A 25163-nucleotide genomic window follows, 5' to 3' on the forward strand; every position below is an offset into this window, starting at 1 on the left:
GCCGGCGCACAGGGGGCGCACAGACGCGCCGAGCGGCGGTGAGAAGGGGGAGCCAGCGCCGGTCACCCAAGACCACCACGGGGGCGTTTTTCAGGGCGTCCCCAGAACGCCGACACCGTGTCCCGCCGTTCAGGCGACGGGGCGCCTGGTCCAGAGGTTGCGACGCTAGTGCAGGGACGTTTCAAGAGGGATGGCAACGCTGCGGCGGAGCCGGAGCCGCACGGCGGGACTGGCCCCATGAAGGGCGGCCCCTCGCCCCAGCACGCCCAGAACCAGGGCCCTGCCGGTGACGGCGGTGAGCGCTCGGGACCGACCTCCTCCGGGTCCACGGCCCCGACCAAGGGCCTGAAGCCGCCGGCGGGCCCGGTCGGCCACGGCTCGCGAATAGCCCTGCGGAACTGGCGTATCTCCACCCGCCTGGTTTCGCTGCTCGCACTCCCCGTGGTCGCCGCCACGTCGCTGGGCGCACTGCGCATCAACGACTCCATGGAGAACATCCAGCAGCTCGACAACATGAAGCTGCTGACGGATCTGACCAAGCAGGCCACCGAGCTGTCGGCCGCGCTCCAGGAGGAGCGCGACCAGTCGGCCGGCCCGCTCGCGCACGGCGGCAAGGCGACCGACTTCACCGTCAAGGGGCTTCGCGAGAAGACCGACCGGGCCAGGAAGAACTTCCTCGACAGCTCCGAGGAGATCGACAGCACCAGCAAGGACGGCAACCTCAAGGGCGTCCGCGAGTACCTCGTCCAGCTGGCCGGCGAGCTGGGCGACCTGGAGCAGATCCGCAAGGGCGCCTACGCCTCCGACGACAACTCCACGCAGACGATCGAGGCGTACCACCGTCTGATCGAGAACCTGATCGACCTCTCCCAGGACATGGCCGAGGCGACCAGCAACCCGGACATGATCCAGCGCACGCGTGCGCTCGCTGCGTTCTCCTCCGCCAAGGAGTACTCCTCGATCCAGCGCGCGGCCCTGGCGGCGGCGCTGCCCGCGAGCAACACCACCACCGGCAAGCTCTCGCCGAACGACCGGCTGTACGCCGAGTCGGCCCTGGAGAGCCAGAAGTCCGAGATCCGCAGCTTCAAGAGCATCTACGGCGAGGACGCCGCCGCCGAGCTGCTGAAGCCGATCGAGGACGGCGGCAACTCCACGATCAAGGCGACCGACACCTACGCGGGTCGCGCCCTGATCTCCGCGAGCGGTCTCGCCCAGCAGGACAAGCGGTCCTACCGCGACTGGCTGGACGACAGCTCCACCAAGATCCAGCAGATGAAGAACATCGAGCACACCCTGCTCGAGGAAATGGAACAGAAGGCCCGCGAGCTGCGCAGCGCCACCGAGCGCGACGCGATCATCTCCGGTGCCCTGATCCTGATCGTGCTCGGTGTGTCGCTGGTCGGCGCCTTCGTCGTGGCCCGCTCCATGATCCGTTCGCTGCGCCGCCTGGAGGACACCGCCACCAAGGTCGCCTCCGACCGTCTGCCCGAGCTGGTCAAGCAGCTGTCCGAGTCCGACCCGCAGGACGTCGACACGTCCGTGGAGTCGGTCGGTGTGCACTCCCGGGACGAGATCGGCCGAGTGGCCGCGGCCTTCGACGACGTGCACCGCGAGGCGGTCCGCCTCGCCGCCGAGCAGGCCCTCCTGCGGGGCAACGTCAACGCGATGTTCACCAACCTCTCGCGTCGCTCCCAGGGTCTGATCCAGCGCCAGCTGTCGCTGATCTCCGAGCTGGAGTCCCGCGAGGCCGACCCGGACCAGCTGTCCTCCCTCTTCAAGCTCGACCACCTCGCGACCCGCATGCGCCGTAACGGCGAGAACCTCCTCGTCCTCGCGGGTGAGGAGCCCGGCCGCCGCTGGACCCGTCCGGTGCCGCTGGTCGACGTGCTCCGCGCCGCCGCGTCCGAGGTGGAGCAGTACGAGCGCATCGAGCTGGCCTCCGTGCCGACCACCGAAGTGGCCGGCCGAGTGGTCAACGACCTCGTGCACCTGCTCGCCGAGCTGCTGGAGAACGCGACCTCGTTCTCCTCGCCGCAGACCAAGGTCAAGGTCACCGGTCACGCGCTGCCCGACGGCCGCGTGCTGATCGAGATCCACGACACCGGTATCGGCCTCTCCCCCGAGGACCTCGCCGCGATCAACGAGCGGCTCGCCTCTCCCCCGACGGTGGACGTCTCCGTCTCCCGCCGCATGGGTCTGTTCGTGGTCGGCCGGCTGTCCCAGCGGCACGGCATCCGCATCCAGCTGCGCCCGTCCGACTCCGGTGGTACGACCGCGCTGGTCATGCTGCCCGTCGACGTCGCCCAGGGCGGCAGGAAGCCCCAGCCCAAGCAGCCCGGTCAGCCGCCGGTCGGTGGCGGACCCGCCGCCGCGCAGGCCGCCGCCGGTGCGGCCGCGGCCCGGCGTGCCGCCGGTGCCGGCCAGAACGCCGGTGCCCTCGGGGCCGGCGCGTCGGGCGGTGCCTTCGGCGGCGGTGCGTCCGGCGGTGCCTTCGGCGGCGGTGCGTCCGGCGGTGGCCGGCTCGCTCCCGGCCAGAGCCCGCGGGCCGCGCTGCCCGGGCGGGACGCGGACGGTGGCCGTCCGGGAGCACCGGGCGGAGCGCGCGGACCGCAGGGTCCCGGCACCTCTTCGTTCGAGCAGGGTGGCGCCCCGCAGGGCCGTCAGGCTCCGGCCGGTGCCGGTGCCGGATTCGGCCAGCAGGCGCCGGGTGCCCCGCAGGGTCTGCAGGCCGCGGGCACCAACGGGCCGCAGGGCCAGGACGCCTTCGGCGGGGGCCGCAGCCGGAAGAAGCAGGGCAACAACTCCGAGCAGGGCAAGGGCCGCCGGCCGCAGCTGCCGCCGCGCGGCGGTCCGCGGGCCGAGCTGCCCGGGGGTGACGCGCAGCCGCGGGTGCCGAGCTGGAGCGACGAGAACGCCCAGCCGCCGGTGCCGCGTGCCTCGCTGGACGCCCCGCGCGGCCACGAGGAGCCGGACGTCACCCGCACGGCGGCCATGCCGCGTGTCGACGACCGTCAGGGCCCCGGCTCGACGTCGGAGATGCCGGCCGTCCCGCGTGACAACGACCGGCAGGGTCCCGGCTCGCCGGCCGACTTCGGCGCTCCGCAGCACGCGGACCCGTTCGGCCCGGGCGCGAACGCGTCGCAGGGCCCGGGCCAGTTCGTCCGCCCGGACGTCTTCGGCACCACGGGCGGCCGCCCCGACCCGTCGTCCACGTCGGGCCAGTACCCGGCACCGCAGTCCTACGACAACGGCTCGACCGGCCAGTACCCGGCACCGCAGTCCTACGACAACGGCTCCACGGGCCAGTACCAGGCGCCGCAGTCCTACGACAACGGCTCCACGGGCCAGTACCCGGCTCAGCGGCAGGACGACGGCTCGACCGGCCAGTACCCGGCACCCCGCCAGGACAACGGCTCGACCGGCCACTACCCCGCGCCGCGCCAGGACAACGGCTCCGGCCGGCCCACCCTTCCCGGTCCGGCCACACCGGCCGACCCGGCGGGCACGGGCCAGTTCGAGCGGCCGCAGGCCAACGGTGGGCGGGGCGGTGCCGACTTCGGTGCCCCGCGTCCGCCCGCCCCGCAGGCCCGGCCCGTCCGGCAGGAGCCCGAGGCCCTGCCGCCGGCGTCCGGTCCGGGCGACGGTCGTACCCCGCTGTACGACACGCTGGAGACCAACTGGTTCCACGGCCAGCAGGAGCAGCAGCCGCAGAACAACGGCTCCGCTCCGGCCGCCCCGCAGCAACCGCAGGGACCCACCGGTCCGCAGCGGTCCGCCGCCCCCGCCGGCTGGCGCGCCTCGCCGAACGACGACCTCGTCCGCCAGGCCGAACGCGTCCGCCAGCCCGCCGCGGGTGGTATCACCACCTCCGGCCTGCCGCGCCGGGTGCCCCGGGCGAACCTCGTCCCGGGCACGGCTCAGCAGCAAACCCACCAGAGCGGTCCGCAGATCTCGCGTGCGCCCGATGACGTACGCGGCCGGCTGACCAATCTCCGTCGGGGAATCGCACAGGGTCGTCAGGCCGGGTCCACCCAGACCGGCAGCCACCCACGGCCCACTCACCAGCAGGAGCGTTAGTTGAGTCCGATGAGCCAGGCGGCACAGAATCTCAACTGGTTGATCACCAACTTCGTGGACAACACCCCCGGGGTGTCCCACACCGTCGTCGTGTCCGCCGACGGTCTCCTCCTGGCGATGTCGGAGGGCTTTCCGCGCGACCGCGCGGACCAGCTCGCGGCCGTCGCCTCGGGCCTGACGTCCCTGACGGCGGGCGCCTCCCGGATCTTCGAGGGCGGTGAGGTGGCGCAGACGGTCGTGGAGATGGAGCGAGGGTTCCTCTTCCTCATGTCCGTCTCGGACGGCTCGTCCCTGGCCGTTCTCGCCCACCCCGAGTGCGACATCGGCCTGGTCGGCTACGAGATGGCGCTCCTGGTCGACCGCGCGGGCGCGGTTCTCACCCCCGACCTGCGAGCTGAGCTCCAAGGCAGTCTGCTCCACTGATCGGACCCGGCACCACCCGTCTCACCACATCACCGTCCGGCCGCCACACACCCCACACAGGCCCCGTCAGACGGCTTGCTGACCGACTTGCTGTCCCGCCCGGAGGACCCATGACCCCGCCCACCGCCTCTCATGATCCGTACGCGGAGCCGTACGAGGACGAGGGCGACCAGCCGCTGGTACGGCCTTACGCCATGACCGGCGGCCGGACGCGGCCGCGCTATCAGCTGGCCATCGAGGCACTGATCAGTACGACCGCGGACCCCGCCGCGCTCATGGGACTGCTCCCGGAGCACCAGCGGATCTGCCACCTCTGCCGTGAGGTGAAGTCGGTGGCCGAGGTCTCGGCGCTGCTCAACATGCCGCTGGGTGTGGCCCGGATCCTGGTCGCGGACCTCGCCGAGGCCGGTCTCGTCGCGATCCACCAGCCGGGCGGCGACGACGCCACCGGTGCACCGGACGTGACACTGCTCGAAAGGGTGCTCAGTGGACTTCGCAAGCTCTGACGCGGGGCGGTCCACCACCTCCGCGAAGATCGTGGTGGCGGGCGGCTTCGGCGTGGGCAAGACCACGTTCGTGGGTGCCGTCTCGGAGATCAACCCGCTGCGCACCGAGGCCGTGATGACCTCCGCCAGCGCGGGCATCGACGACCTGACCCACACCGGGGACAAGACCACCACCACGGTGGCCATGGACTTCGGCCGTATCACCCTGGACCAGGACCTGATCCTGTACCTCTTCGGTACGCCGGGCCAGGACCGCTTCTGGTTCATGTGGGACGACCTGGTGCGCGGCGCCATCGGCGCGGTGGTGCTCGTGGACACCCGGCGCCTGGCCGACTGCTTCCCGGCCGTCGACTACTTCGAGAACTCGGGTCTGCCGTTCGTCGTGGCGCTGAACGGCTTCGACGGACAGCAGCCCTACCAGCCCGAAGAGGTGCGCGAGGCGCTGCAGATCGGACCGGACACCCCGATCATCACCACGGACGCCCGGCACCGGTCGGATGCGAAGAGTGCCCTGATCACGCTGGTCGAGCACGCTCTGATGGCACGGCTGAGGTAGCACCCAATTCAGATATGCCATACGGCAGTTGTCGTAGATACACCGGAGCCGACTGTGTCCTTTGACACGGTCGGCCACGGTGTTCATAACGTTTCGGCAGAGGAATGGGGTGGTACGGCCACGCGTCGCGCACATCCGGTCTCGCTGCGCTCACAATCGCCCCGCCTTTTGGCGGGGCTCGCTCTTTATGACCGTTTTATCTGGGGCTTACATCACGTTGAATCCCCTCCCCGGACTGTTTGGAAGAGCGCAGGTCGTCGTGCTGGAATGCCTGAACTGCCCAATAGTCAATGACGTACTCGTCCATCGAGTCGTGTTGGGCTCTGAACACTGCGGCACAACGTTGGTGCCGACCGCCGAGAGGTTGTTGGTCGAGTGAGGCGAAGCAAGAACAGTCCCGAGCCGTCGGCCCGGGGCAACTTCACCCCGCCGCCGCGCACAGCGGCGCCCGCCCCCGTGCCCGGTTCGGAGCCGACGGCCGCGCCCGCAGAGAGCGGCGGCCGTCTTTCCCCGCGCAACTGGCGCGTGGCGACCAGGCTCAACGCGATCCTGCTCATACCCGTGCTGGTCGGCCTCGTCATGGGCGGCTTCCAGGTGAAGAGCTCGATCGACACCTGGCAGGAGGCCGAGGACGCGGAGAACACCGCGCGCCTCGTGCGCGCCTCGCTCCTCTACGCCAACGCCCTCTACATCGAACGTGACGCGTCGGCGGCGCCGCTGCTGAAGGGCAGCGCCCAGAGCGCCCAGGACAAGGCGACCGTCACCCAGGTCCGCAAGGACACCGACGAGGCGGCGGACGCCTTCGACGCCGCCGCGCAGAACATGCCGGCCAAGCCCGGCCTGGAGCGCCGGCTGAAGCTCTTCCGCAAGGTGGAGCCCGACCTGGCCACCCTGCGCCAGGTCGCGTACACCTCCAAGCTCAAGGGCGTACAGACCGAAGAGGGCTACGTCGAGATCGCCCACCCGCTGACGGAGTTCGCCAACGAGCTCGGCCTCGGCACCGGCAACATCACCAGCTACGGCCGGACCGTGTACGCCATCGAGCTCACCAAGGCGGCCCTGTCGCTGCAGCGCTCCATCGGCATGCACATCCTGGTCAAGCCGGGCCCGGACGACGGCAACCTGGCCAGCCAGCGCATCGCCCTGTCCTCGTACGCCTACCTCGAGCGCATCGCCGTGCAGGAGTACATCGGCGGCGGCACCGAGCAGGACGCGGCCAAGCTCGACGCGGCCGAGACCAAGATCAAGGCCGACGCCGCCGTGATGGCCCGTGAGGCCAAGGCCAAGAACCCGGACTACGTCCCGCCGCCGTCCAACCCGACGACGATGATCTCCGCCGTCGCGACGCTCCAGAGCACGGACCCGAGCGCCCGCGCCGCCCTCGCCGAGAAGGGCATCACCGCCGAGAACTGGTGGGCGGTCAACACGCTCAAGTTCGACGCGTACGAGAAGATCGAGACCGACATGGCCGACAAGGCCGTGAGCGAGGCCTCGGACATCGCCGACGCCGCCCAGCGTGACGCCTACATCACCGGTGCCGCCGTCGTGGTCGCCCTGCTCCTGGCCTTCATCCTGGCCGGTGCGGTCGCCCGCCAGATGAGCCGCTCGATGCGCCAGCTGCGCAACGCCGCCTTCGGCATCGCCGAGCAGCGCCTGCCGATGCTGGTCGACCAGCTCTCCCGCACCGACCCGGGCCGTGTCGACACCCGCGTACAGGCCATCCCGATCACCACCACGGACGAGATCGGCGAAGTCGCCCGCGCCTTCGACCAGGTCCACCGCGAGGCCGTCCGGCTCGCCGCCGAGCAGGCCCTGCTACGGGGCAACATCAACGCGATCTTCACCAACCTGTCGCGCCGCAACCAGTCCCTGATCGAGGGCCAGCTGACCCTGATCACCGACCTGGAGAACAACGAGGCCGACCCGGACCAGCTGGAGAACCTCTTCCGCCTGGACCACCTGGCCACGCGTATGCGCCGTAACGGCGAGAACCTCCTCGTCCTCGCCGGCGAGGAGCCCGGCCGCCGCTGGGACCAGCCGGTCCCGCTGGTCGACGTGCTGCGCGCCGCCTCCTCCGAGGTGGAGCAGTACGAGCGCATCGAGCTGTCCGGTGTCCCGGAGGCCGAGATCCACGGCCGTGCCGTGACCGACCTCGTGCACCTGCTCGCCGAGCTGCTGGAGAACGCGACGACGTTCTCCTCCCCGCAGACCAAGGTCCGCGTGACCGCCACCCGTCTCCCCGACGGCCGGGTCATGATCGAGATCCACGACAAGGGCATCGGCCTCACCGCCGAGGACTTCGCGGACATCAACCACAAGCTGGCCAACCCGCCGACCGTGGACGCCGCGATCTCCCAGCGCATGGGCCTGTTCGTGGTCGGCCGGCTGTCCGACCGGCACGGCATCCGCGTCCAGCTGCGCCCCTCGGGCGAGCAGGCCGGGACGACCTCGCTGGTCATGCTGCCGGACGCGATCACCCACGGTGGTGGCGGCGAGCACCACGTGGACCGCGACGAGTTCACCGTCTCGCAGATCATCCCGGAGCAGAACTTCGGCGGCGAGAACTTCGGCCAGCCCATGCGCACGGCCGCGGAGCTCGGCTTCGACGACAGCCGCTACGCCGAAGTCCCCGACGACATCCGGGAGCTGGACCCCGTCGGCCGCTCCCTGATGCGCGAGGAGCGCCGGGCAGCCCTGGAGGCCCAGTCGCACGACCAGCCCGCGCTGCCCGGGCAGAGCGACCAGCAGTCCCCCGAGGCGACCGGGTACCGCGACGAGTACGCCAACGGGCAGCAGGGCTACGACGCCGGGCAGGCCTACGACACCGGCCAGAGCGGCTACCCGGAGCAGCAGCCGTCCGCGTACGAACGTCAGGCGCCGTACGAGGAGCAGCAGGCGTCGTACGAGGAGCAGCGGCACGGGGCGTACGAGGAGCCGCAGCGGGCTGCGTACGACGAGCAGTACTACCCGCAGGGCGGCGGCCTGCCGCAGAACGACACCTTCTCGCCGAACGGCGGCTACCCGGAGCCCTCCTATGCGGAGCCGGCCCGGGAGGAGCCCCCGGCGCAGGGCACGGGCGGGCAGGGCGGCTTCGCCGCGTTCGAGCAGCGTCGTCACCAGGATGACTGGCCGCAGCAGGACGGTTACCAGAACGGCTACCCGAGCCAGTACCCTTCTCAGACCCAGGAAACGGAATCTGCGCAGGCCGCTGACGCGAGTGAGCAGGACCGCGTAGGCTTCGACCGTCCGGGATCGAGCCCCTCCGCCGCTCACACGATGACCGACGCCGGGCTTCCCCGCCGTGGACCCACCGCGAGCGGCGCGAACGGTACGGGCGGTGGCGCACGGCAGGTGAGCCAGGAACCGCCGGCCTCCGCTCCGGGGAACAACGGGGACGACTGGCGCTCGGCGAACGACGAGCGGTGGCAGCAGGCCTCGCAGCTCCGGAAGCCCAAGGCGGGCGGGGTCACCTCCTCCGGCCTGCCGAGGCGGGTGCCCAAGGCCAACCTGATCGAGGGCGCCGCCGAAAGCACCCACCAGGGAGGCCCACAGGTCTCCCGCGCCCCGGAGGACGTCCGGGGCAGGCTGAGCAACCTGCGTCGAGGCGTCCAGCGCGGACGCAGCGCAGGCAGTGAAACGAACGGCCAGGGCTTCGGTCCTGACAGCACCTACAACCAGGAGCGTTAGTGTGAGCCCGATGAGCCAGGCGGCACAGAACCTGAACTGGTTGATCACCAACTTCGTGGACAACACCCCGGGGGTGTCCCACACGGTGGTGGTCTCCGCCGACGGACTCCTTCTGGCGATGTCCGAAGGCTTTCCCCGCGACCGCGCCGACCAGCTCGCGGCCGTCGCCTCCGGTCTGACGTCTCTGACGGCAGGCGCCTCCCGGATCTTCGAGGGTGGCAGCGTGAATCAGACGGTTGTGGAGATGGAGCGGGGATTCCTGTTCATCATGTCCATCTCAGACGGATCGTCGCTCGCGGTCCTCGCACATCCGGAGGCCGACATCGGCCTCGTCGGGTACGAGATGGCGCTGCTGGTCGACCGAGCCGGTACGGTCCTGACACCGGACCTTCGTGCGGAGCTCCAGGGGAGCCTGCTCAACTAACAGACGGACGGTGCGTTTTGGCGTCCCGGGGCCGTAAGGTCTTGGGACGCGGCTCCACAGCGATGGGTGCCAGGCACAGTCGGAGGAGGAGAAAGTGGCAACACCCCCAGGCGGTCCGTCTTCGGGCAACTGGTCGTACGGCCCTGCCCAGGGTCAGGGCGACGGTGGTCAGAACCCGAACCGTTACAACTTCCCCTCCGCGCCCAGCCACCGGCAGCCGTACGCGCCGCAGGGCCCCGGCCCCTCGCCGTACGACCAGCCGCCGGCGCCGCGCATCCAGCCCGTGCAGCCGCAGCGCCGCAGCCCCGAGCCGGCGCCCGGCGGGGCGTCGAACAACCACAATCCGTTGGTGCGTCCGTACGCCATGACCGGCGGCCGGACCCGCCCGCGCTACCAGCTCGCCATCGAGGCGCTGGTGCACACCACTGCGCAGCCGCACCAGATGCAGGGCCAGTTGCCCGAGCATCAGCGGATCTGCAACCTCTGCCGGGAAATCAAGTCGGTCGCCGAGATCTCGGCGCTCCTCACGATCCCTCTCGGCGTGGCCAGGATCCTCGTCGCCGACTTGGCGGAGGCGGGACTGGTCGCCATCCATCAGCCCGGCGGCGACGAGAACGCCGGCGGCCAGCCAGACGTGACACTGCTCGAAAGGGTGCTCAGTGGACTTCGCAAGCTCTAGCGGAGGGCCTTCCCGCTCCACCACGTCCGCGAAGATCGTGGTGGCTGGCGGCTTCGGCGTGGGCAAGACCACGTTCGTGGGTGCCGTCTCGGAGATCAACCCGCTGCGCACCGAGGCCGTCATGACGTCCGCTTCGGCCGGCATCGACGACCTCACCCACACCGGGGACAAGACGACCACGACGGTCGCCATGGACTTCGGCCGTATCACCCTGGACCAGGACCTGATCCTGTACCTCTTCGGTACGCCGGGCCAGGACCGCTTCTGGTTCATGTGGGACGACCTGGTGCGCGGCGCCATCGGCGCGATCGTGCTGGTCGACACGAGGAGGCTCGCCGACTGCTTCCCCGCCGTCGACTACTTCGAGAACAGCGGTCTGCCGTTCGTCATCGCGCTGAACGGCTTCGACGGCCAGCAGCCGTACACGCCGGACGAGGTGCGGGAAGCGCTCCAGATCGGTCCTGACACCCCGATCATCACGACCGACGCCCGGCACCGCGCCGACGCCAAGTCGGCGCTGATCACGCTGGTGGAGCACGCGCTGATGGCACGGCTCCGTTAGTTCCCTGTCCGCGGGACAGCCCCTGGCGGCCATCGGCCGCCAGGGGCTGTCGTGTGTCCGGCGCCCGTGCGCCAAGTCCGGCGCCGTGCGCCAAAAAAGAAGGCCCCTCCGTGAGGGGCCTTCTTCCAGGTTCCGCGGTCAGCGCCAGCTGTGCGGGGCGCGGAAGCCGGGCTCGCGCTCCAGGCGGCGCCAGCCGGCCTTGATGCGGCCGCGGTGGGCCGGGGTCGGGTCCGTGGGGCGGGCGGCGGCGCGGGCCAGGAGGATGGCCGTGATGGCGGCGACTTCCTCGGGCTCGGCGTGGCCCTTCTCGACGCGGATGTCAGCAGATTCCATGGGTGTCAGTCTCCGTGAGGAAGATGTCCGCCGGGTTACTGCGGCGGGTTGCCGTGCTTGCGGGACGGCAGGTCCGCGTGCTTGGTCTGGAGCATGGCGAGGGACTTGATGAGCACCTCGCGGGTCTCCGCGGGGTCGATGACGTCGTCGACCAGGCCGCGCTCGGCCGCGTAGTAGGGGTGCATCAGCTCGGACTTGTACTCCTTGACCATGCGGGCCCGCATGGCCTCGGGGTCCTCGGCCTCGGCGATCTGGCGGCGGAAGATGACGTTGGCCGCGCCCTCCGCGCCCATGACGGCGATCTCGTTGGTCGGCCAGGCGTAGGTGAGGTCCGCACCGATGGACTGGCTGTCCATGACGATGTACGCACCTCCGTAGGCCTTCCGCAGGATCAGGGAGATCCTCGGCACGGTCGCGTTGCAGTAGGCGTAGAGGAGCTTCGCGCCGTGGCGGATGATGCCACCGTGCTCCTGGTCGACGCCCGGGAGGAAGCCGGGGACGTCCAGAAGAGTGATGATCGGGATGTTGAAGGCGTCGCACATCTGGACGAAGCGGGCCGCCTTCTCGGAGGCCTCGATGTCCAGCACGCCCGCCAGCGACTGGGGCTGGTTGGCGACGATGCCGACGACCTGGCCGTCCATCCGGCCCAGCGCGCAGATGATGTTGCGGGCCCAGCGCTCGTGGACCTCGAGGTACTCGCCGTCGTCGACGATCTCCTCGATGACCTTGGCCATGTCGTAGGGCCGGTTGCCGTCCGCCGGGACCAGGTCCAGCAGGACGTCCGAGCGGCGGTCGGCCGGGTCGGAGGACTCGCTGCGGGGCGGGTTCTCGCGGTTGTTCTGCGGGAGCAGGGAGAGGAGGTAGCGGACCTCGGCGATGCAGGTCTCCTCGTCGTCGTAGGCGAAGTGGCACACGCCGGACGTCTCCGCGTGCACGTCGGCGCCGCCGAGGCCGTTCTGGGTGATCTCCTCGCCGGTGACGGCCTTGACGACGTCGGGGCCGGTGATGAACATCTGCGAGGTCTCGCGGACCATGAAGACGAAGTCGGTGAGGGCCGGGCTGTAGGCCGCGCCGCCCGCGCACGGGCCGAGCATCACGCTGATCTGCGGGATGACGCCCGAGGCCTTGGTGTTGCGCTGGAAGATGCCGCCGTAGCCGGCGAGCGCCGAGACGCCCTCCTGGATACGGGCGCCCGCGCCGTCGTTCAGCGACACCAGCGGGGCACCGGCCGCGATGGCCATGTCCATGATCTTGTGGATCTTCGTGGCGTGGGCCTCGCCCAGGGCGCCGCCGAAGATGCGGAAGTCGTGCGCGTAGACGAAGACCGTGCGGCCCTCCACCGTGCCCCAGCCGGTGATCACACCGTCGGTGTACGGCTTCTTGGCCTCCAGGCCGAAGCCCGTGGCCCGGTGCCGGCGCAGCTGCTCGACCTCCCGGAAGGAGTCCGGGTCGAGGAGGAGTTCGATGCGCTCCCGCGCGGTCAGCTTGCCCTTGGCGTGCTGCGCCTCGGTCGCCTTCTCGCTCGGTCCGGCCATCGCCTGCGCACGGATCTCGTGCAGTTCGGCCACGCGTCCGCGCGCGTCGGTCGGCTCACCCGGCGCCTCATCCAAAACGGTCATGTAGCGACCTTACGAAGCCAACCGAGGAATGCGGGCCGTCGACTCCTCACAGTCTCCGGCGTGTTTTCCTGGTACCACTGAACAGAACCATGGCGGCGTTGACCCTTTCCGACTGCTCAACGGGCGTGTCGCTTGTAGGGGTCGCACAAAGCGATCAGGCGAGAGCCACCTCACAGAAGTGTGTGGCGCATGCCTCCCCAGGGGTGACGCGCACGCGCAACCGGCGGCCTGTGGAGAGCACCTCGACCGTCTCGTCCGCGCGGACGAGACGGCGGACCGGGCCGTCCCAGGTGATCTCCAGGGGCTCGCCCGTGCGGGGCGGTTCGCTCACGCAGAGGGTAGCGGTACGTCCCCGGCGGACCATCAGCACGCTCGCGGCCGCGGAGGCGGTGAGCGGGCCCGCCGTGCCGGCCCGCCAGAAGTTCGCGGCCGTGCAGCCGAGGGAGGGCACGGTGACCGCCTGGCGGGCGGCGTCGTTGGCGAGCACCGACATCCAGTGGCGGTCGGCGGCGCGGCGGGCGACCGCCCGGCGGGACGCCCCGGGCATGAGGACGTAGGCGTAGGTGGCGTCCTCGGGGTCGGTGCCGTGGTCCAGCCAGAGGGTCTGCCAGCGGCGGGTGCGCCGCTGCGGTGTGCCGCCGGTGTTGATGTCGGACCAGGCGCCGGTGCGGTCCTCGCGCAGCGCCCTGGGCTCGCGGCCGAGCAGGATCCAGCCGCCGTGGTCCTCCAGGTGGGCCCAGTGCGGGCCCTTGACGAAGCGCTGGGTGCCGGATTCGCCGAGGTTGCGGTTGTCGACGATCGTTTCGACCGGGACGCCGTCGGCGCAGGTGATCCCGGCTCCCAGACAGACGACCGCGTCCGCGACGCAGAACCAGGACTTGCGGGCTTCGAGGGTGGAGCCGAGGCCCTTGAGGTGCTGGCCGAGGGCCGCGTAGGTGCCGTCGGTGGTGCCGCCGACCCAGCGCGTGTCCGGGCGGGCCGTACCCCATTCGCCGCCTTCGCGGTCGGCGAGCCGCTTGGTCGAGACGGTGGTGCCGGGCAGGCGGTACCAGTCGACGGTCGGCCAGAACCAGTCCGTGTACTGGTCGCTCGCGGAGGCCCACCAGCTGACCATGCCCGCGCCGGTGTGCCAGCCGCGGGGGTTCTCGCCGTTGCCGCACTCGTAGTGAGCGATGCGGTCGCTGGCCATGGCGATGTTCACGGTGAAGCCGGGGCCTCGGTGGACGGCCCGGTCCATGGCGGCGAAGAGGTGGTGCCCGGCGGGTTCGGGGGCGGCCGCGACGGACGAGGCGGCGATGGTGTTGAGCCGGGACAGGTCCGCGACTCCGAACTGGGGAGCCGTCAGGATCGGGCTCACGGTGTCCCGTTCGGCCCAGCCCTTGATACGGGCGTGCCAGCGGTCGCGTTCCGCCGGGCTCGCGCCGGCCGCGAGGAGGGCGATGGCGGCGATGAGCCGGTGGCCGTGGTAGTGGTCGCTGCGCATGACCGGGCGGTCGTCGGTGGCCAGGTGACCGCGGCTGATGGCCCGGCCGTTGACGCTGTCCATGACCAGCCCGTCGTGGAGGAGCGGCGCGAAGGCGCGTTCGACGCTGTCGAGGACGATCTGCCGGTCGGGGTCGGTGATCTCCCAGTCGGATCCGGCGAGCAGGGCGAAGAGCCGGCCGAGACCGTCGAGCATGACCTGGCCGTAGGTGCCCGAATAGGCGACCCAGGTGTGCTGGACGAACGAGCCGTCGGCGTAGAGGCCGTCGCCCCGGGTGACGTACGGGAAGACCGGGGAGAGCGCGTCCCTCGCCAGGGCGATCCTGGCGGGGTCGCGGCCGAGGATGCCGCTCAGGGCGACGGAACGGCACAGGTCGACGCGGTTGGCGCCGGTGGAGGTGCCGGTGTAGTCGCCGAGGGCCGAGTCGGGGACGAAGTGGTCGACGGCGGCGCAGGCGGCGCGCACCCGGGTGTCCCCCAGTTGCTCGTACAGGGCGGCCGTGATGTCCATGAGCAGACGGGGGCTGCCGATCTGCCATTCCCACCAGTTGCCGTAGCGGGGGGTGGAGGGGTTGTAGACGGTGGCGGAGAGGTGGTCGAGGCCGCGCAGGATGCCGGCGAGGAGGCCGGGGTCGGCGGTCGAGCCGGTGCCCTGCTGGACGTAGGCCTGGGTCATGGTCCACAGGCGGCCGTAGCCGAGGGTGATGCCGGCCGGCGGATCGAAGGGGTGGCCCGGCCAGAGGGAGTCCGCCGCGGGGGCCATGCTGGCGAGCAGGCCGCGCGCGAGTGTGCCGGTCTCGGCGAGCCGGGCCGCGTAGGGCTCGGTCGCCGGGTCGTAGCCGGTGCCGAGGGAGAGGCCGAGCCAGCGTCGGCGGAGGGTGTCGTACGGATCGCCCGGGCCGCCCGGGCCGCCCTCGGCGTCGGCGCCCCGGCCCGCGGGCGCCGCTCCCCCGGTCGCCGCGAGGGCCGTGGCCGCCAGCAGCAGGGCGCGGCGGCTGGGCCGGAGCCGGGCGGCGGCCGCGGCCGCATGGCGGGGGAAGACGCGACGCTGGGGAGTCATGCCCATGCCCTACCACGGGGAGACGGTCACCTGAACGGTGTATCCGGCCGGAGTGACCGGAACGGGGGAACGGCCGCGGTGATCCGGCACGGGCGATCGGCCATGCTGACCGGAACAGGGAACGGCCAAGGCCACCGGAACCGGCGAACGGCCGGAACGACCGGAACCGCTGACGGCCAGGGGACCGAAACGGCGAACCGCCAGAACGGGCGGAACCACTGACGGCCGAAGTGACCAGACCGAGGGAACGGCCGCGGTGATCCAGCACGGGCGATCGGCCATGCTGACCGGAACAGGGAACGGCCAAAGCCACCGGAACCGGCGAACGGCCGGAACAACCGGAACCGCTGACGGCCAGGGGACCGAAACGGCGAACCGCCAGAACGGGCGGAACCACTGACGGCCGGAGTGACCGGAACGGGGAACGGCCCAAGGGCCGGAACCGCGAAGAGCCCCCGGGAGTCAGCCGAAGCGGTTCAGCAGGCGGCGGTACAGGCCCGGCGCGAGGCCGCGGACCCGGCCCGGGACGGTGAGCCAGGTGGGGACGTAGGCCTCGTCGCGGTCGTGCCGCACGGCTTCCCAGATGGTGCCGGCGACGCAGCCGGGCGAGAGGAGCCCGGTGCGGGTGCCGTCGTAGGGCCTGCCGCGGCGGGGGTGGAAGGCCGTGTCGACGGCGCCGGGCACGACGAAGGTCACGCCGACGCCCGTGCCGCGCAGTTCCTGGCGCAGCGCCTCGGCGAAGGCGGCCAGGCCGGCCTTGGCGGCGGAGTACACCGCTTCCTCCCGCAGACCCACGCAGCCCGCGACCGAGCCGAGCAGCACCACGCGGCCCCGTCCGGCCGCGATCATGGAGGGCAGCACCTCGCGCACGAGGTGGAGCGTGGCGTTGAGGTCCAGGGTCAGCACCCGGTCGATGTCGGTGTGCGGCATGGCGGCGAACGGGCCCGTCCACCCGAGGCCCGCTCCGGCGACCAGGACGTCGATCCGGCCGGTGGTGTGCAGCGCGGACTGGGCCAGCAGACGCGGACCGCCCGGGGCGGCGAGGTCGGCGGGCAGCACGACGGCCGACGTGCCGGACGCCGTCTGCTCCAGGCGGTGCCGGTCGCGTCCGTTGAGGATCAGGTGCCAGCCGTCCAGGGCGAACCGCCGCGCCGTCGCCGCGCCGATGCCCGAGGAGGCTCCGGTGACCAGGGCGACGCGCCGGTCGAGACGCCGCGGCGGCCCGTACTGGTTCACCCGGGCGGGGACGGGCGTCGTGGCGCGGTGCGGGGCGGGGTCCGCCGGTGGGTCGTAGGCCGAGCCGGAGCCGGTGAGTGTCACGAGTCGCTCTCCCCTGCGCTGTGCGTCCGCCGTGGTCTCTCGTCTGTCTCCATACGCTCCCTAGAAACGGAACCCCTTCTCGCCGGACGCCGCCACCGCAGGGCGCGCGGTTCCGCCAACCGGGGTACGGGAGAGGCGCTGCCCAAGGTGTCGCGGACCCACCCGGCGAAGATGTTGAACATTGAACGGAATAGGTCTACGGTGGGTCGCGTTGGAGTAGTTAAAGATTCAACATCCTACGCAGGAGGCGTACACACCATGAGCATCTTCAGCCGCAACGACGCCCAGACCGCCACCGCCACCGGTGCCGCCGTGAGCCCCGAGCTGGCCGCCCTGACCGGCGACTACACGATCGACCCCGCGCACTCGACGATCGGCTTCGTCGCCCGGCATGCCATGGTCACCAACGTCAAGGGCAGCTTCCAGGACTTCACCGGCACGCTGCACCTGGACGGCACCGACCCGTCGCGGTCGACGGCCTCCCTCGACGTCGTGATGGACAGCATCAGCACGGGCAACGTCGACCGTGACGGCCACCTGAAGAGCGCGGACTTCTTCAAGGCGGACGAGTTCCCGGCCATGACGTTCCGCTCCACCAAGGCGGAGGCGCTCGGCGGTGACGACTACCGGATCACCGGCGACCTGACGATCCTGGGCACCACCCGCCCCCTCGCCATCGACCTCGAGTTCAACGGTGCCGCGAAGGACCCCTTCGGCAACGAGCGCGTCGGCTTCGAGGGCAAGGCGGAGATCCTGCGCTCCGAGTGGGGCCTGACCTGGAACGCCGCGCTGGAGACCGGTGGCGTCCTGGTCTCCGACAAGATCAAGCTCAACTTCGACATCTCGGCCATCAGGAACGCGTGAACCCCGCGGGGCCGGCCCGGTGACACGCCACCGGGCCGGCCTGGCCGGTTCCGGGCCCTTGTGCAAAGACTGTCGGCGTTCTCATAATCCAGCAGCAGCATTTTGACCAGTCCATGCCAGCACATGGACGTTCTTTTTGCCCTTGTTGCTGTCATGTACTTGTCAATCTGATGCTTCGGTTGCACATCTCCCCGGTCAACCCCCCACGGAAGGCATCACGTTGAAGAGACTCCTCACGGCCCTCAAGAGATGCGCGGCCCTCGGCGCCGCCGCGCTCGCGATCGCCAGCCTTCAGCCCGTCTCCGCCGCGCAGGCCGCCCCCTCGCCCGTCGTCGGCGGGACCCGGGCCGCACAGGGCGAGTTCCCGTTCATGGTCCGGCTCTCCATGGGCTGTGGCGGTGCGCTCTACACCCAGCAGATCGTGCTCACGGCCGCGCACTGCGTGGGCCGGTCCGGCAACAACACCGGCATCACCGCCACCGCGGGGGTCGTCGACCTCCAGTCCACCAGCGGCCGGGTCCAGGTCCGCTCCACCAAGGTGCTGCGCGCCCCCGGCTACAACGGCACCGGCAAGGACTGGGCGCTCATCAAGCTCGCCCAGCCCATCAACCTGCCGACCCTGAAGATCGCCACCACCGCGCAGTACAACACCGGTGACTTCACCGTCGCGGGCTGGGGCGCGAACCGCGAGGGCGGCTCCCAGCAGCGCTACCTCCTGAAGGCGACCGTCCCATTCGTCAGCGACGCCACCTGCAAGGCCTACGGCGGTCTCTACAGCGACCTCGTCGCCAACGAGGAGATCTGCGCGGGCTTCGACGCGGGCGGCGTCGACACCTGCCAGGGCGACTCCGGCGGCCCGATGTTCCGCAAGGACAACGCCGGCGACTGGATCCAGGTCGGCATCGTCAGCTGGGGCGAGGGCTGCGCCCGTCCCGAGGCCCCCGGCGTCTACACGGAGGTCTCCACCTTCGCCTCCGCCATCGCCTCGGCGGCGTCGACCCTCTGACCCACGGCTTCGCGGGCCCGACGCCGATGGGGCGCCGGGCCCGTTCCGTTCCGCCCCGCGGCGTGCGGGAGCGGCGTCCGGGGCCCGGCGCTTCGCGACGGCACGGCCGTACCCGGCCTCAGTCCTGCCCGCCCCGTGACTCCAGCCTCCGCACCGCCGCCGCCACCTGCGCGGTCCGGCTCGCCGCCGTCCTGGCCCGCAGGACGCCGAGCATCACCAGGTACCGGTCCGTGCGGCCCAGCGCCTCGAAGGCCGCGGCGGCGCGGGGGCTCCGGGCCAGTGCCGCCGCCAGGTCCTCCGGAACCTCCGCCTCCTTCTGCGACGCGTACGCCGCCTCCCACCGGCCGTCCGCCCGCGCGGCCGCCACCTCGGCGAGTCCGCCGGGCCGCATCCGCCCGGCGGCCGTCAGTTCCTCGACGCGCCGGACGTTGACCATGGACCAGAGGCTGCCGGGGCGCCGCGGGGTGATCCGCTGGAGGTAGGACGACGCGTCGAGGCCCTTGCGCTGTCCGGTGATCCAGCCGTGGCAGAGCGCCACGTCGTTGACGTCGGCGGCACTGACGGACGGGATGCCCGAGCCCTTCTTCGCGATCCTGACCCACAGGCCGGGATGCGGGGCCGGATGGGCGGTGAGCCAGGCGTCCAGGTCGGCCGTGGTCCGGAAGGAGACCGGAGCAGGACCGGGGCCGTCGGAGGTCGTCATGGCCCCACGGTAGGGAGGCATTAGGACAGTCCGTGTCCGCTACGCGAGCAGCGCGCGGGCCTGTTCACGGGCCTGGCCGATGGCATCTGGGAAGACGCCCAGCCCGTGGGCGACCAGGGCGCCCTCGTGCAGGAGCATCAGCGTCCTGGCCGTCGAGTCCGCGGACTCGGGGTCGATCTCCCCGGCAAGCTCCTCGAACAGGGCGAGCATCCAGCGCTTCTGCCCCGTGATGATCGGGTGGGCGGGATGCCCGGGGTCGCTGATCTCCGCGTGGGCGTTGACCATGCTGCACCCCTTGGGGCTGTGTTCGGCCGCCCACGCGCGCGAGGCGTCGAACACCGCCAGGACGCGCTCGCGCGGGTCCGGCCCGGCCGCGTCGAGGCGCTCGGCGAGGAAGGCCCGCCAGCGTTCGTCGCGGTCCGCGAGGTACTCCACGACGATCTGCTCCTTGGAGCCGAAACGGTCGTAGAGCGTCTTCTTCGTGACCCCCGCCTCGGCCGAGATGAGGTCGACACCCACGGCGTGGATGCCGCGCTCGTAGAACAGCCGGGCCGCGGCCGCCAGGGCGCGGCGGGCCGCGGGCGTCATCGTGATCCGGCGAGGGTCCGGCGTGGTGGTACCCATGACACTCAACTATACCGATCTGTATAGTGAGCGGAGAACGGGTAAACCGATCTGTCTACTGGTTGTGATGTCGTGAACATCCTTCTCTCCCTCGCCTTCGTCCTGTGCTGGAGCTCCGGTTTCATCGGGGCCAAGCTCGGCGCCGGCAGCGCGTCCGCGCTCACGATCCTGATGTGGCGGTTCCTGCCGCTGGCCGTCGTCCTCGTCGTCGCCGCCGCCGTCCTGCGATCGGCGTGGCGGGACCTCGCCCCGCGGGACCTGACCCGGCAGGCCCTGGTCGGTGTGCTGTCGCAGAGCGGCTATCTGCTCAGCGTCTACCAGGCCATCCAGCTCGGGGTCTCCAGCGGCACGACGGCCCTGATCGACGGCGTCCAGCCCCTGGTCGCCGGGGCCCTCGCGGGGCCGCTGCTGGGGCAGTACGTCTCGGGCCGGCAGTGGCTCGGTCTGGGCCTGGGGCTGAGCGGCGTCGCCGTGGTCACGCTGGCCGACGCGGCGGCGGGCGGCGATGTGCCCTGGTGGGCGTACGCCGTGCCGCTGCTCGGCATGCTGTCCCTGGTCGCGGCGACGTTCCTGGAGAGCCGGTCCCGCTCCCGTGTCGCCCCGTCGGTGTCGCTGACCGTCCACTGCGTCACCAGCGCGGTCCTCTTCTCGGCACTGGCCCTGGCCACCGGGGCCGCCGCGCCGCCCGCCCAGGGGGACTTCTGGCTGGCGGTCGCCTGGCTCGTGGGCCTGTCCACGTTCGGCGGGTACGGGCTCTACTGGCTCATCCTGAAGCGCTCCGGCGTCACCGAGGTCAACACGCTGATGTTCCTGATGGCCCCGGTCACCGCGGTCTGGGGCGCGCTGATGTTCGGGGAGCCGTTCGGGGTGCAGACCGCCGTCGGACTGGCCGTCTGCCTCGCGGCGGTCGTCATCGTCCGTCGCGGTGGCGGCCGCGGCGACACAGCCCCGGCCTCCGCCCGGGCCGAGCCGGAGGAAAAGCGCTGGACCCGCTCCCCCGGGCCCGCCTAGCCGGCCGCTCCGGCCCCGAGGCGTCCAGTGCCGCAGCGACCCGCCGCCGACGGCCGCAAAGGGGCACCCGCCTCCACAGCGCTGCCTCGCGCGCCGTCGAGCCGCACCGGGACGGAGGCGGACACCGACGCGGCGCAGGAACCGCCACGGCGCCGACCTCACGCGCCGCCGAACCCGGCTCGGGCCGGGGCCCGGCGCCGAAGCCGCCCCTCGGACAGCGCCCATGACGGCGCTCGGCTCATGCGCCGTGAGTCCAGGGCCGCTGCGGTGCGGAGCTCACGCGTCGCCGCACCCCGCCATGCTCAGAATCCGCCGCCGCCGAAGTCGCCACCCCCGCCGCCGAAGTCGCCTCCCCCGCCGAAGTCCCCTCCCCCGAAGCCGCCTCCGAAATCGCCGGTGTCGAAGTCCGCGCCGGAGACGTCGCCGCCCTCGTAGCCGCCGAAGTCGCCGTAGCCGGCGCCGTAGTCGGCCGCGTAGGCGGGGCCGGCCATCATGCTGCCGAGCATGGTGCCGACGAGGAGGCCGGGCAGGAGGCCGCCGCCGAAGTAGCCGCCGGCCCAGGGGCCGTACGCCGGACCGGCCTCCCAGTACGGGCGGCGGCCGTAGTCGGTGTCGACCTCGCGGATCACCGGGTCGCGGCCCTCGGCCAGGCGCCGCTCGTCGGCCGCGCAGACCGGGACGTCGCGGGCGGCGCCGGTCGGGGGCGTCCAGGAGGCGTCGGCGACCGAGGGGCCGTGGCGCGGGTCGAAGAAGCAGGGCGGTCGGCGCTCCGGCAGGGCTCTGCCCTCGCGGCGGGCCGCGAGACGGGCGAGGGAGAACCGGCCGTCCTCCACGGCCTGGGTGACGGCCCGGACGTCCTCCGGTTTCGTCGCGGCCGCCATCAGCGACTTCGCCTGCTCGTAGGAGTCCAGGGCACGCTCGTAGTCGGTGCGCATCGCGTCGTCGGCGCCGGGTTCCCCGGGGTGGAAGTCGAGCCGGTCGAGTTCCTCGCCGAACGCGGTGATGTCCTCGTCGACGACCACCCGCAGCTTCTCCAGCGCGGCCCGCTGCTCCTCCGCGTGCCGGCGCCGGTTGCGGCGGACCAGGGTGTAGGCGCCCGCGCCGCCGGCCGCGACCAGGGCGCCGACCGTGATCAGGCCGCCGACCGGCACGTCGGTGCCCGAGCCGTCGCTCCAGCCGCTCGGCGCCGAGCCGCCCACGTTGCGCAGGGCGTCGTCGACGAAGTCGTTCAGCTGGGCCTTGGTGTCGCCCGCGTTCTGCACCGCCGTGACCAGGTTGGACACCGCCTGGCGGCTCATCACGGAGCTGTCGGCCCGCGCGTCGAACCGGTCGCCGAGGTGGACGCCGTACAGGCCGGTGATGCCGGTCTCGGTTCGGAGGTTCCGGAAGAGGTCCTGCGTGGGGTAACCGGCCGGGAGGACCGCCACGAAGACGGGCTTGTCCGCGTCCTTGATCTTGTCGGCGAGGGCCTCCGCGTCCGACGCCGCCAGCTGCCCGGAGGCGGCCGGATCGACGTACACGGGGCTCTCGCGCAGCTGCCGGGCGACATCGGACAGGTCGGTGGCCGCATGCGCCCCGGACGCACCGGCCAGCAGCACCGCCAGGACGGCGGCGAACGGCACGATCAGCAGACGTACGACGGTACGCACCAGCGCGGCCTTCATATGTTCGAAGCTACCCGAAACGGCACAAGAAGGGTTATCCGTCGAGGCAGAGATTTGTCGACGCGGCTGCGCCTAGGATGCCCTCTGGCCATCCACGAGGGGCGGGAACAGGGACATGTTCGGACGACGCAGGGCTGCGGACATGACGGTGTCCGAACTGACCGAGCTGGACCGGTCGCGCACGCGGGCCGATCTGCTGTGGGAGCTCTTCCGGCACGCCGAGGCGGAGGTGACGTCGGCGATCGGCTGGTATCTGGCCCGGCGCAGGGGGCCGTCGCAGTGGTCGCGTTCGCTGCGGGCGCTCGCCACGCTGCTGGGCATCGTCGGCACCCTCACACCGCTGGTGCACGCGGCCGCGCCCACAGCCGTGCAGCCCGAGTGGGGTTTCGTGTTCCTGGCCGGTGGCGCCGGCTGCGTCCTCTTCGACCGGATCTTCGGGTTCTCGGCGTCCTGGACCCGCTACATCCGTGCGGAGCTGGCGTTGCAGCAGATCCTCAAGAAGGCGCAGTCCGACTGGGCGCAGGCGTTCCTGAGGACCACCGACTCCCCCAGCGACAAGGAGCAGGCCGCCCTGCTCGGGGTGATCGAACGGCTGCGGGCCGACGCCCAGCGGATCATCGAGGACGAGGGCACGGCGTGGGTCGGCTATCTGGCCGACGGCGTCGAGGAGCTGACCCGCTCCACCAGCACCGCCGGCGGTCAGCGCTCCCACACCGCGGGCCTCTTCCGCCTCGACCGGACGCCCGGCCGTGACCGGGGCGGCGAGGTCCCGGTACCGCGGTCCCGGGACACGGCGATGTGACACGCGCCCCGGGCACCCGCCCCGGCGGGAGTGCGGCTACTCGGCCGGAGCGACCCCGGCGCGCAGCAGCCCGTAGGTGTAGGCGTCCTCCAGGGCCTGCCAGCTCGCGGCGATGACGTTCTCGGCGACGCCGACCGTCGACCACTCGCCCGTGCCGTCGGACGTGGAGATCAGTACGCGGGTCGTGGAGTTGGTGCCGTGCTTGCCCTCCAGGATGCGGACCTTGTAGTCCACCAGCTCCAGCTTGGCGAGCTGGGGGTAGATCTTCTCCAGGCCTACGCGCAGGGAGCGGTCCAGGGCGTTGACCGGGCCGTTGCCCTCGGCGGTGGCGACGATGCGCTCGCCCTTGGCCCACAGCTTGACCGTGGCCTCGTTGGCGTGGGAGCCGTCGGGCCGGTCCTCGACGATCGCCCGCCAGGACTCGACCTCGAAGTAGCGCAGCGGCATGCCCTGCACCTCGGCGCGCAGGAGCAGTTCGAAGCTCGCGTCGGCCGCCTCGTACGTGTAGCCCTTGAGTTCGCGCTCCTTGACCCGCTCCACCACCCGGCCGACCAGCTCGCGGTCGCCGCCGAGGTCGACGCCGAGCTCCTTGCCCTTGAGCTCGATGGACGCGCGCCCGGCCATGTCGGAGACCAGCATCCGCATGGTGTTGCCGACCAGTTCGGGGTCGATGTGCTGGTAGAGGTCCGGGTCGACCTTGATCGCCGAGGCGTGCAGACCGGCCTTGTGGGCGAAGGCGGAGAGGCCGACGTAGGGCTGGTGCGTGGAGGGGGTGAGGTTGACGACCTCGGCGATCGCGTGCGAGATGCGGGTCATCTCGCGCAGGCGACCCTCGGGCAGCACCTTCTTGCCGTACTTCAGTTCCAGGGCCGCCACGACCGGGAAGAGGTTGGCGTTGCCGACGCGCTCGCCGTAGCCGTTGGCGGTGCACTGCACGTGGGTGGCGCCCGCGTCGACGGCGGCCAGGGTGTTGGCGACCGCGCAGCCCGTGTCGTCCTGGGCGTGGATGCCGAGGCGGGCGCCGGTGTCGGCGAGGACCGTGGAGACGACGGCCTGGATCTGGGCCGGGAGCATGCCGCCGTTGGTGTCGCACAGGACGACCACGTCCGCGCCGGCCTCCGACGCGGTACGGACGACCGCCTTGGCGTACTCCGGGTTGGCGCGGTAGCCGTCGAAGAAGTGCTCGCAGTCGATGAAGACGCGGCGGCCCTGCTCCTTGAGGAAGGAAACGGTGTCGCGGACCATGGCCAGGTTCTCGTCCAGGGTCGTGCGCAGGGCGAGCTCGACATGGCGGTCGTGTGACTTGGCCACCAGCGTGATCACCGGCGCGCCCGAGTCCAGAAGTGCCCTGACCTGCGGGTCCTGGTCGGCGGTGGTGCCGGCGCGGCGAGTGGAGCCGAACGCGACGAGCTGGGCGTGCCGGAAGTCGATCTCCTGCCGGGCGCGGGCGAAGAACTCGGTGTCCCGGGGGTTGGCGCCCGGCCAGCCGCCCTCGATGAAGCCCACCCCGAAGTCGTCCAGGTGCCGTGCGATGGCCAGCTTGTCCGCGACGGTGAGGTTGATGCCCTCCCGCTGGGCGCCGTCGCGCAGGGTGGTGTCGAAGACGTGGAACGAATCGTCGAGCTCGCTGCTAGCGGTCATGGTCTCAAGGCTCCTGAGGATGGGATCTCGGTCGTACCGGAATGACCGGCTCCACCGCCCTCACATACTCCCTCGCGCTCTCGCCTCCGGCTGCGGGTGGGCCAGAAAATGCGAAAAACC

At 71.5% G+C, this 25163-nt stretch carries 20 protein-coding genes; 12 read left to right on the forward strand and 8 right to left on the reverse strand.

The window, feature by feature from the left end:
• Window positions 1–168 precede the first annotated feature (168 nt).
• From ACFY9E_RS30825 to ACFY9E_RS30860, 8 genes are all read left to right on the forward strand, one after another.
• Window positions 169–4077, forward strand: coding sequence for a nitrate- and nitrite sensing domain-containing protein (locus ACFY9E_RS30825; RefSeq protein ID WP_390989432.1), 3909 nt, complete (start codon window positions 169–171; stop codon window positions 4075–4077).
• A gap of 9 nt (window positions 4078–4086) precedes the next feature.
• The gene (locus tag ACFY9E_RS30830) at window positions 4087–4500 is read left to right on the forward strand and encodes a roadblock/LC7 domain-containing protein (protein WP_030851929.1); all 414 of its coding nucleotides are present in this window, start codon (window positions 4087–4089) and stop codon (window positions 4498–4500) included.
• Between the two features lie 110 nt (window positions 4501–4610).
• Window positions 4611–5006 carry a DUF742 domain-containing protein gene (locus ACFY9E_RS30835; RefSeq protein ID WP_030851927.1) on the forward strand — a complete coding sequence of 132 codons (396 nt, stop codon included), beginning with the start codon at window positions 4611–4613 and terminating at the stop codon, window positions 5004–5006.
• The gene (locus ACFY9E_RS30840; protein WP_097220936.1) at window positions 4987–5562 is read left to right on the forward strand and encodes an ATP/GTP-binding protein; all 576 of its coding nucleotides are present in this window, start codon (window positions 4987–4989) and stop codon (window positions 5560–5562) included. The genes ACFY9E_RS30835 and ACFY9E_RS30840 overlap by 20 nt, the downstream gene beginning before the upstream one ends.
• A 375-nt stretch (window positions 5563–5937) precedes the next feature.
• Window positions 5938–9249, forward strand: a complete 3312-nt coding sequence (locus ACFY9E_RS30845; RefSeq protein WP_390989434.1) for a nitrate- and nitrite sensing domain-containing protein — start codon at window positions 5938–5940, stop codon at window positions 9247–9249.
• Between the two features lie 10 nt (window positions 9250–9259).
• Complete coding sequence (locus ACFY9E_RS30850) at window positions 9260–9673, forward strand: roadblock/LC7 domain-containing protein (RefSeq protein WP_033321188.1); 414 nt, start codon at window positions 9260–9262, stop codon at window positions 9671–9673.
• Between the two features lie 94 nt (window positions 9674–9767).
• The gene (locus ACFY9E_RS30855) at window positions 9768–10352 is read left to right on the forward strand and encodes a DUF742 domain-containing protein (RefSeq protein WP_390989436.1); all 585 of its coding nucleotides are present in this window, start codon (window positions 9768–9770) and stop codon (window positions 10350–10352) included.
• Window positions 10333–10914, forward strand: coding sequence for an ATP/GTP-binding protein (locus tag ACFY9E_RS30860; RefSeq protein WP_014675207.1), 582 nt, complete (start codon window positions 10333–10335; stop codon window positions 10912–10914). Before ACFY9E_RS30855 ends, ACFY9E_RS30860 begins: the two co-directional genes overlap by 20 nt.
• Before the next feature lie 138 nt (window positions 10915–11052).
• Here the strand turns inward: ACFY9E_RS30860 and ACFY9E_RS30865 are convergent, their stop codons facing one another.
• From ACFY9E_RS30865 to ACFY9E_RS30880, 4 genes are all read right to left on the reverse strand, one after another.
• Complete coding sequence (locus tag ACFY9E_RS30865; RefSeq protein WP_142159151.1) at window positions 11053–11247, reverse strand: acyl-CoA carboxylase subunit epsilon; 195 nt, start codon at window positions 11245–11247, stop codon at window positions 11053–11055.
• Between the two features lie 35 nt (window positions 11248–11282).
• Window positions 11283–12866: a carboxyl transferase domain-containing protein gene (locus ACFY9E_RS30870; protein ID WP_390989438.1), complete on the reverse strand. Its 1584-nt coding sequence runs from the start codon at window positions 12864–12866 to the stop codon at window positions 11283–11285.
• 154 nt (window positions 12867–13020) lie between these two features.
• The gene (locus ACFY9E_RS30875; protein WP_390989440.1) at window positions 13021–15408 is read right to left on the reverse strand and encodes a polysaccharide lyase family 8 super-sandwich domain-containing protein; all 2388 of its coding nucleotides are present in this window, start codon (window positions 15406–15408) and stop codon (window positions 13021–13023) included.
• 462 nt (window positions 15409–15870) lie between these two features.
• Window positions 15871–16728 carry an SDR family NAD(P)-dependent oxidoreductase gene (locus tag ACFY9E_RS30880; RefSeq protein WP_390989442.1) on the reverse strand — a complete coding sequence of 286 codons (858 nt, stop codon included), beginning with the start codon at window positions 16726–16728 and terminating at the stop codon, window positions 15871–15873.
• A gap of 258 nt (window positions 16729–16986) precedes the next feature.
• Here ACFY9E_RS30880 and ACFY9E_RS30885 point away from each other — a divergent pair, with 258 nt between their 5' ends.
• Together ACFY9E_RS30885 and ACFY9E_RS30890 are read left to right on the forward strand one after the other, a co-directional pair.
• Window positions 16987–17592, forward strand: coding sequence for a YceI family protein (locus ACFY9E_RS30885; RefSeq protein WP_390989444.1), 606 nt, complete (start codon window positions 16987–16989; stop codon window positions 17590–17592).
• Between the two features lie 220 nt (window positions 17593–17812).
• Window positions 17813–18598: a trypsin-like serine protease gene (locus tag ACFY9E_RS30890; protein WP_390989446.1), complete on the forward strand. Its 786-nt coding sequence runs from the start codon at window positions 17813–17815 to the stop codon at window positions 18596–18598.
• 118 nt (window positions 18599–18716) lie between these two features.
• Here ACFY9E_RS30890 and ACFY9E_RS30895 read toward each other — a convergent pair whose 3' ends face one another.
• Together ACFY9E_RS30895 and ACFY9E_RS30900 are read right to left on the reverse strand one after the other, a co-directional pair.
• On the reverse strand, window positions 18717–19301 hold the full coding sequence (locus ACFY9E_RS30895) for a YdeI/OmpD-associated family protein (RefSeq protein WP_390989448.1): 585 nt from the start codon (window positions 19299–19301) through the stop codon (window positions 18717–18719).
• 39 nt (window positions 19302–19340) lie between these two features.
• The gene (locus ACFY9E_RS30900; protein WP_390989449.1) at window positions 19341–19925 is read right to left on the reverse strand and encodes a TetR family transcriptional regulator; all 585 of its coding nucleotides are present in this window, start codon (window positions 19923–19925) and stop codon (window positions 19341–19343) included.
• A gap of 72 nt (window positions 19926–19997) precedes the next feature.
• Between ACFY9E_RS30900 and ACFY9E_RS30905 the strand changes: the two genes are divergently transcribed.
• The gene (locus ACFY9E_RS30905) at window positions 19998–20936 is read left to right on the forward strand and encodes an EamA family transporter (protein ID WP_390989451.1); all 939 of its coding nucleotides are present in this window, start codon (window positions 19998–20000) and stop codon (window positions 20934–20936) included.
• 302 nt (window positions 20937–21238) lie between these two features.
• Here ACFY9E_RS30905 and ACFY9E_RS30910 read toward each other — a convergent pair whose 3' ends face one another.
• Window positions 21239–22600 (reverse strand): hypothetical protein, encoded by a 1362-nt coding sequence (locus tag ACFY9E_RS30910; protein WP_390989453.1) that lies wholly within the window; start codon window positions 22598–22600, stop codon window positions 21239–21241.
• A gap of 142 nt (window positions 22601–22742) precedes the next feature.
• On the opposite strand from ACFY9E_RS30910, the gene ACFY9E_RS30915 reads away from it, so the two are divergent.
• Window positions 22743–23402: an SLATT domain-containing protein gene (locus ACFY9E_RS30915; RefSeq protein WP_390989455.1), complete on the forward strand. Its 660-nt coding sequence runs from the start codon at window positions 22743–22745 to the stop codon at window positions 23400–23402.
• A gap of 36 nt (window positions 23403–23438) precedes the next feature.
• Here ACFY9E_RS30915 and cimA read toward each other — a convergent pair whose 3' ends face one another.
• On the reverse strand, window positions 23439–25043 hold the full coding sequence (gene cimA, locus ACFY9E_RS30920) for a citramalate synthase (RefSeq protein ID WP_390989456.1): 1605 nt from the start codon (window positions 25041–25043) through the stop codon (window positions 23439–23441).
• Between the last annotated feature and the right edge of the window lie 120 nt (window positions 25044–25163).

The sequence above is a fragment of the Streptomyces sp. NPDC012466 genome, assembly GCF_042955215.1.
Taxonomy (GTDB): domain Bacteria; phylum Actinomycetota; class Actinomycetes; order Streptomycetales; family Streptomycetaceae; genus Streptomyces.

Excerpts from the sequence above, each read along its gene's own strand:
- ACFY9E_RS30870 (WP_390989438.1), bottom strand. The coding sequence starts at position 12,866 with ATGACCGTTTTGGATGAGGCGCCGGGTGAGCCGACCGACGCGCGCGGA.
- ACFY9E_RS30900 (WP_390989449.1), bottom strand. The coding sequence starts at position 19,925 with ATGGGTACCACCACGCCGGACCCTCGCCGGATCACGATGACGCCCGCG.
- ACFY9E_RS30915 (WP_390989455.1), top strand. The coding sequence starts at position 22,743 with ATGACGGTGTCCGAACTGACCGAGCTGGACCGGTCGCGCACGCGGGCC.
- ACFY9E_RS30895 (WP_390989448.1), bottom strand. The coding sequence starts at position 19,301 with ATGACGACCTCCGACGGCCCCGGTCCTGCTCCGGTCTCCTTCCGGACC.
- cimA (WP_390989456.1), bottom strand. The coding sequence starts at position 25,043 with ATGACCGCTAGCAGCGAGCTCGACGATTCGTTCCACGTCTTCGACACC.
- ACFY9E_RS30865 (WP_142159151.1), bottom strand. The coding sequence starts at position 11,247 with ATGGAATCTGCTGACATCCGCGTCGAGAAGGGCCACGCCGAGCCCGAG.
- ACFY9E_RS30850 (WP_033321188.1), top strand. The coding sequence starts at position 9,260 with ATGAGCCAGGCGGCACAGAACCTGAACTGGTTGATCACCAACTTCGTG.
- ACFY9E_RS30910 (WP_390989453.1), bottom strand. The coding sequence starts at position 22,600 with ATGAAGGCCGCGCTGGTGCGTACCGTCGTACGTCTGCTGATCGTGCCG.
- ACFY9E_RS30830 (WP_030851929.1), top strand. The coding sequence starts at position 4,087 with ATGAGCCAGGCGGCACAGAATCTCAACTGGTTGATCACCAACTTCGTG.
- ACFY9E_RS30875 (WP_390989440.1), bottom strand. The coding sequence starts at position 15,408 with ATGACTCCCCAGCGTCGCGTCTTCCCCCGCCATGCGGCCGCGGCCGCC.
- ACFY9E_RS30885 (WP_390989444.1), top strand. The coding sequence starts at position 16,987 with ATGAGCATCTTCAGCCGCAACGACGCCCAGACCGCCACCGCCACCGGT.
- ACFY9E_RS30835 (WP_030851927.1), top strand. The coding sequence starts at position 4,611 with ATGACCCCGCCCACCGCCTCTCATGATCCGTACGCGGAGCCGTACGAG.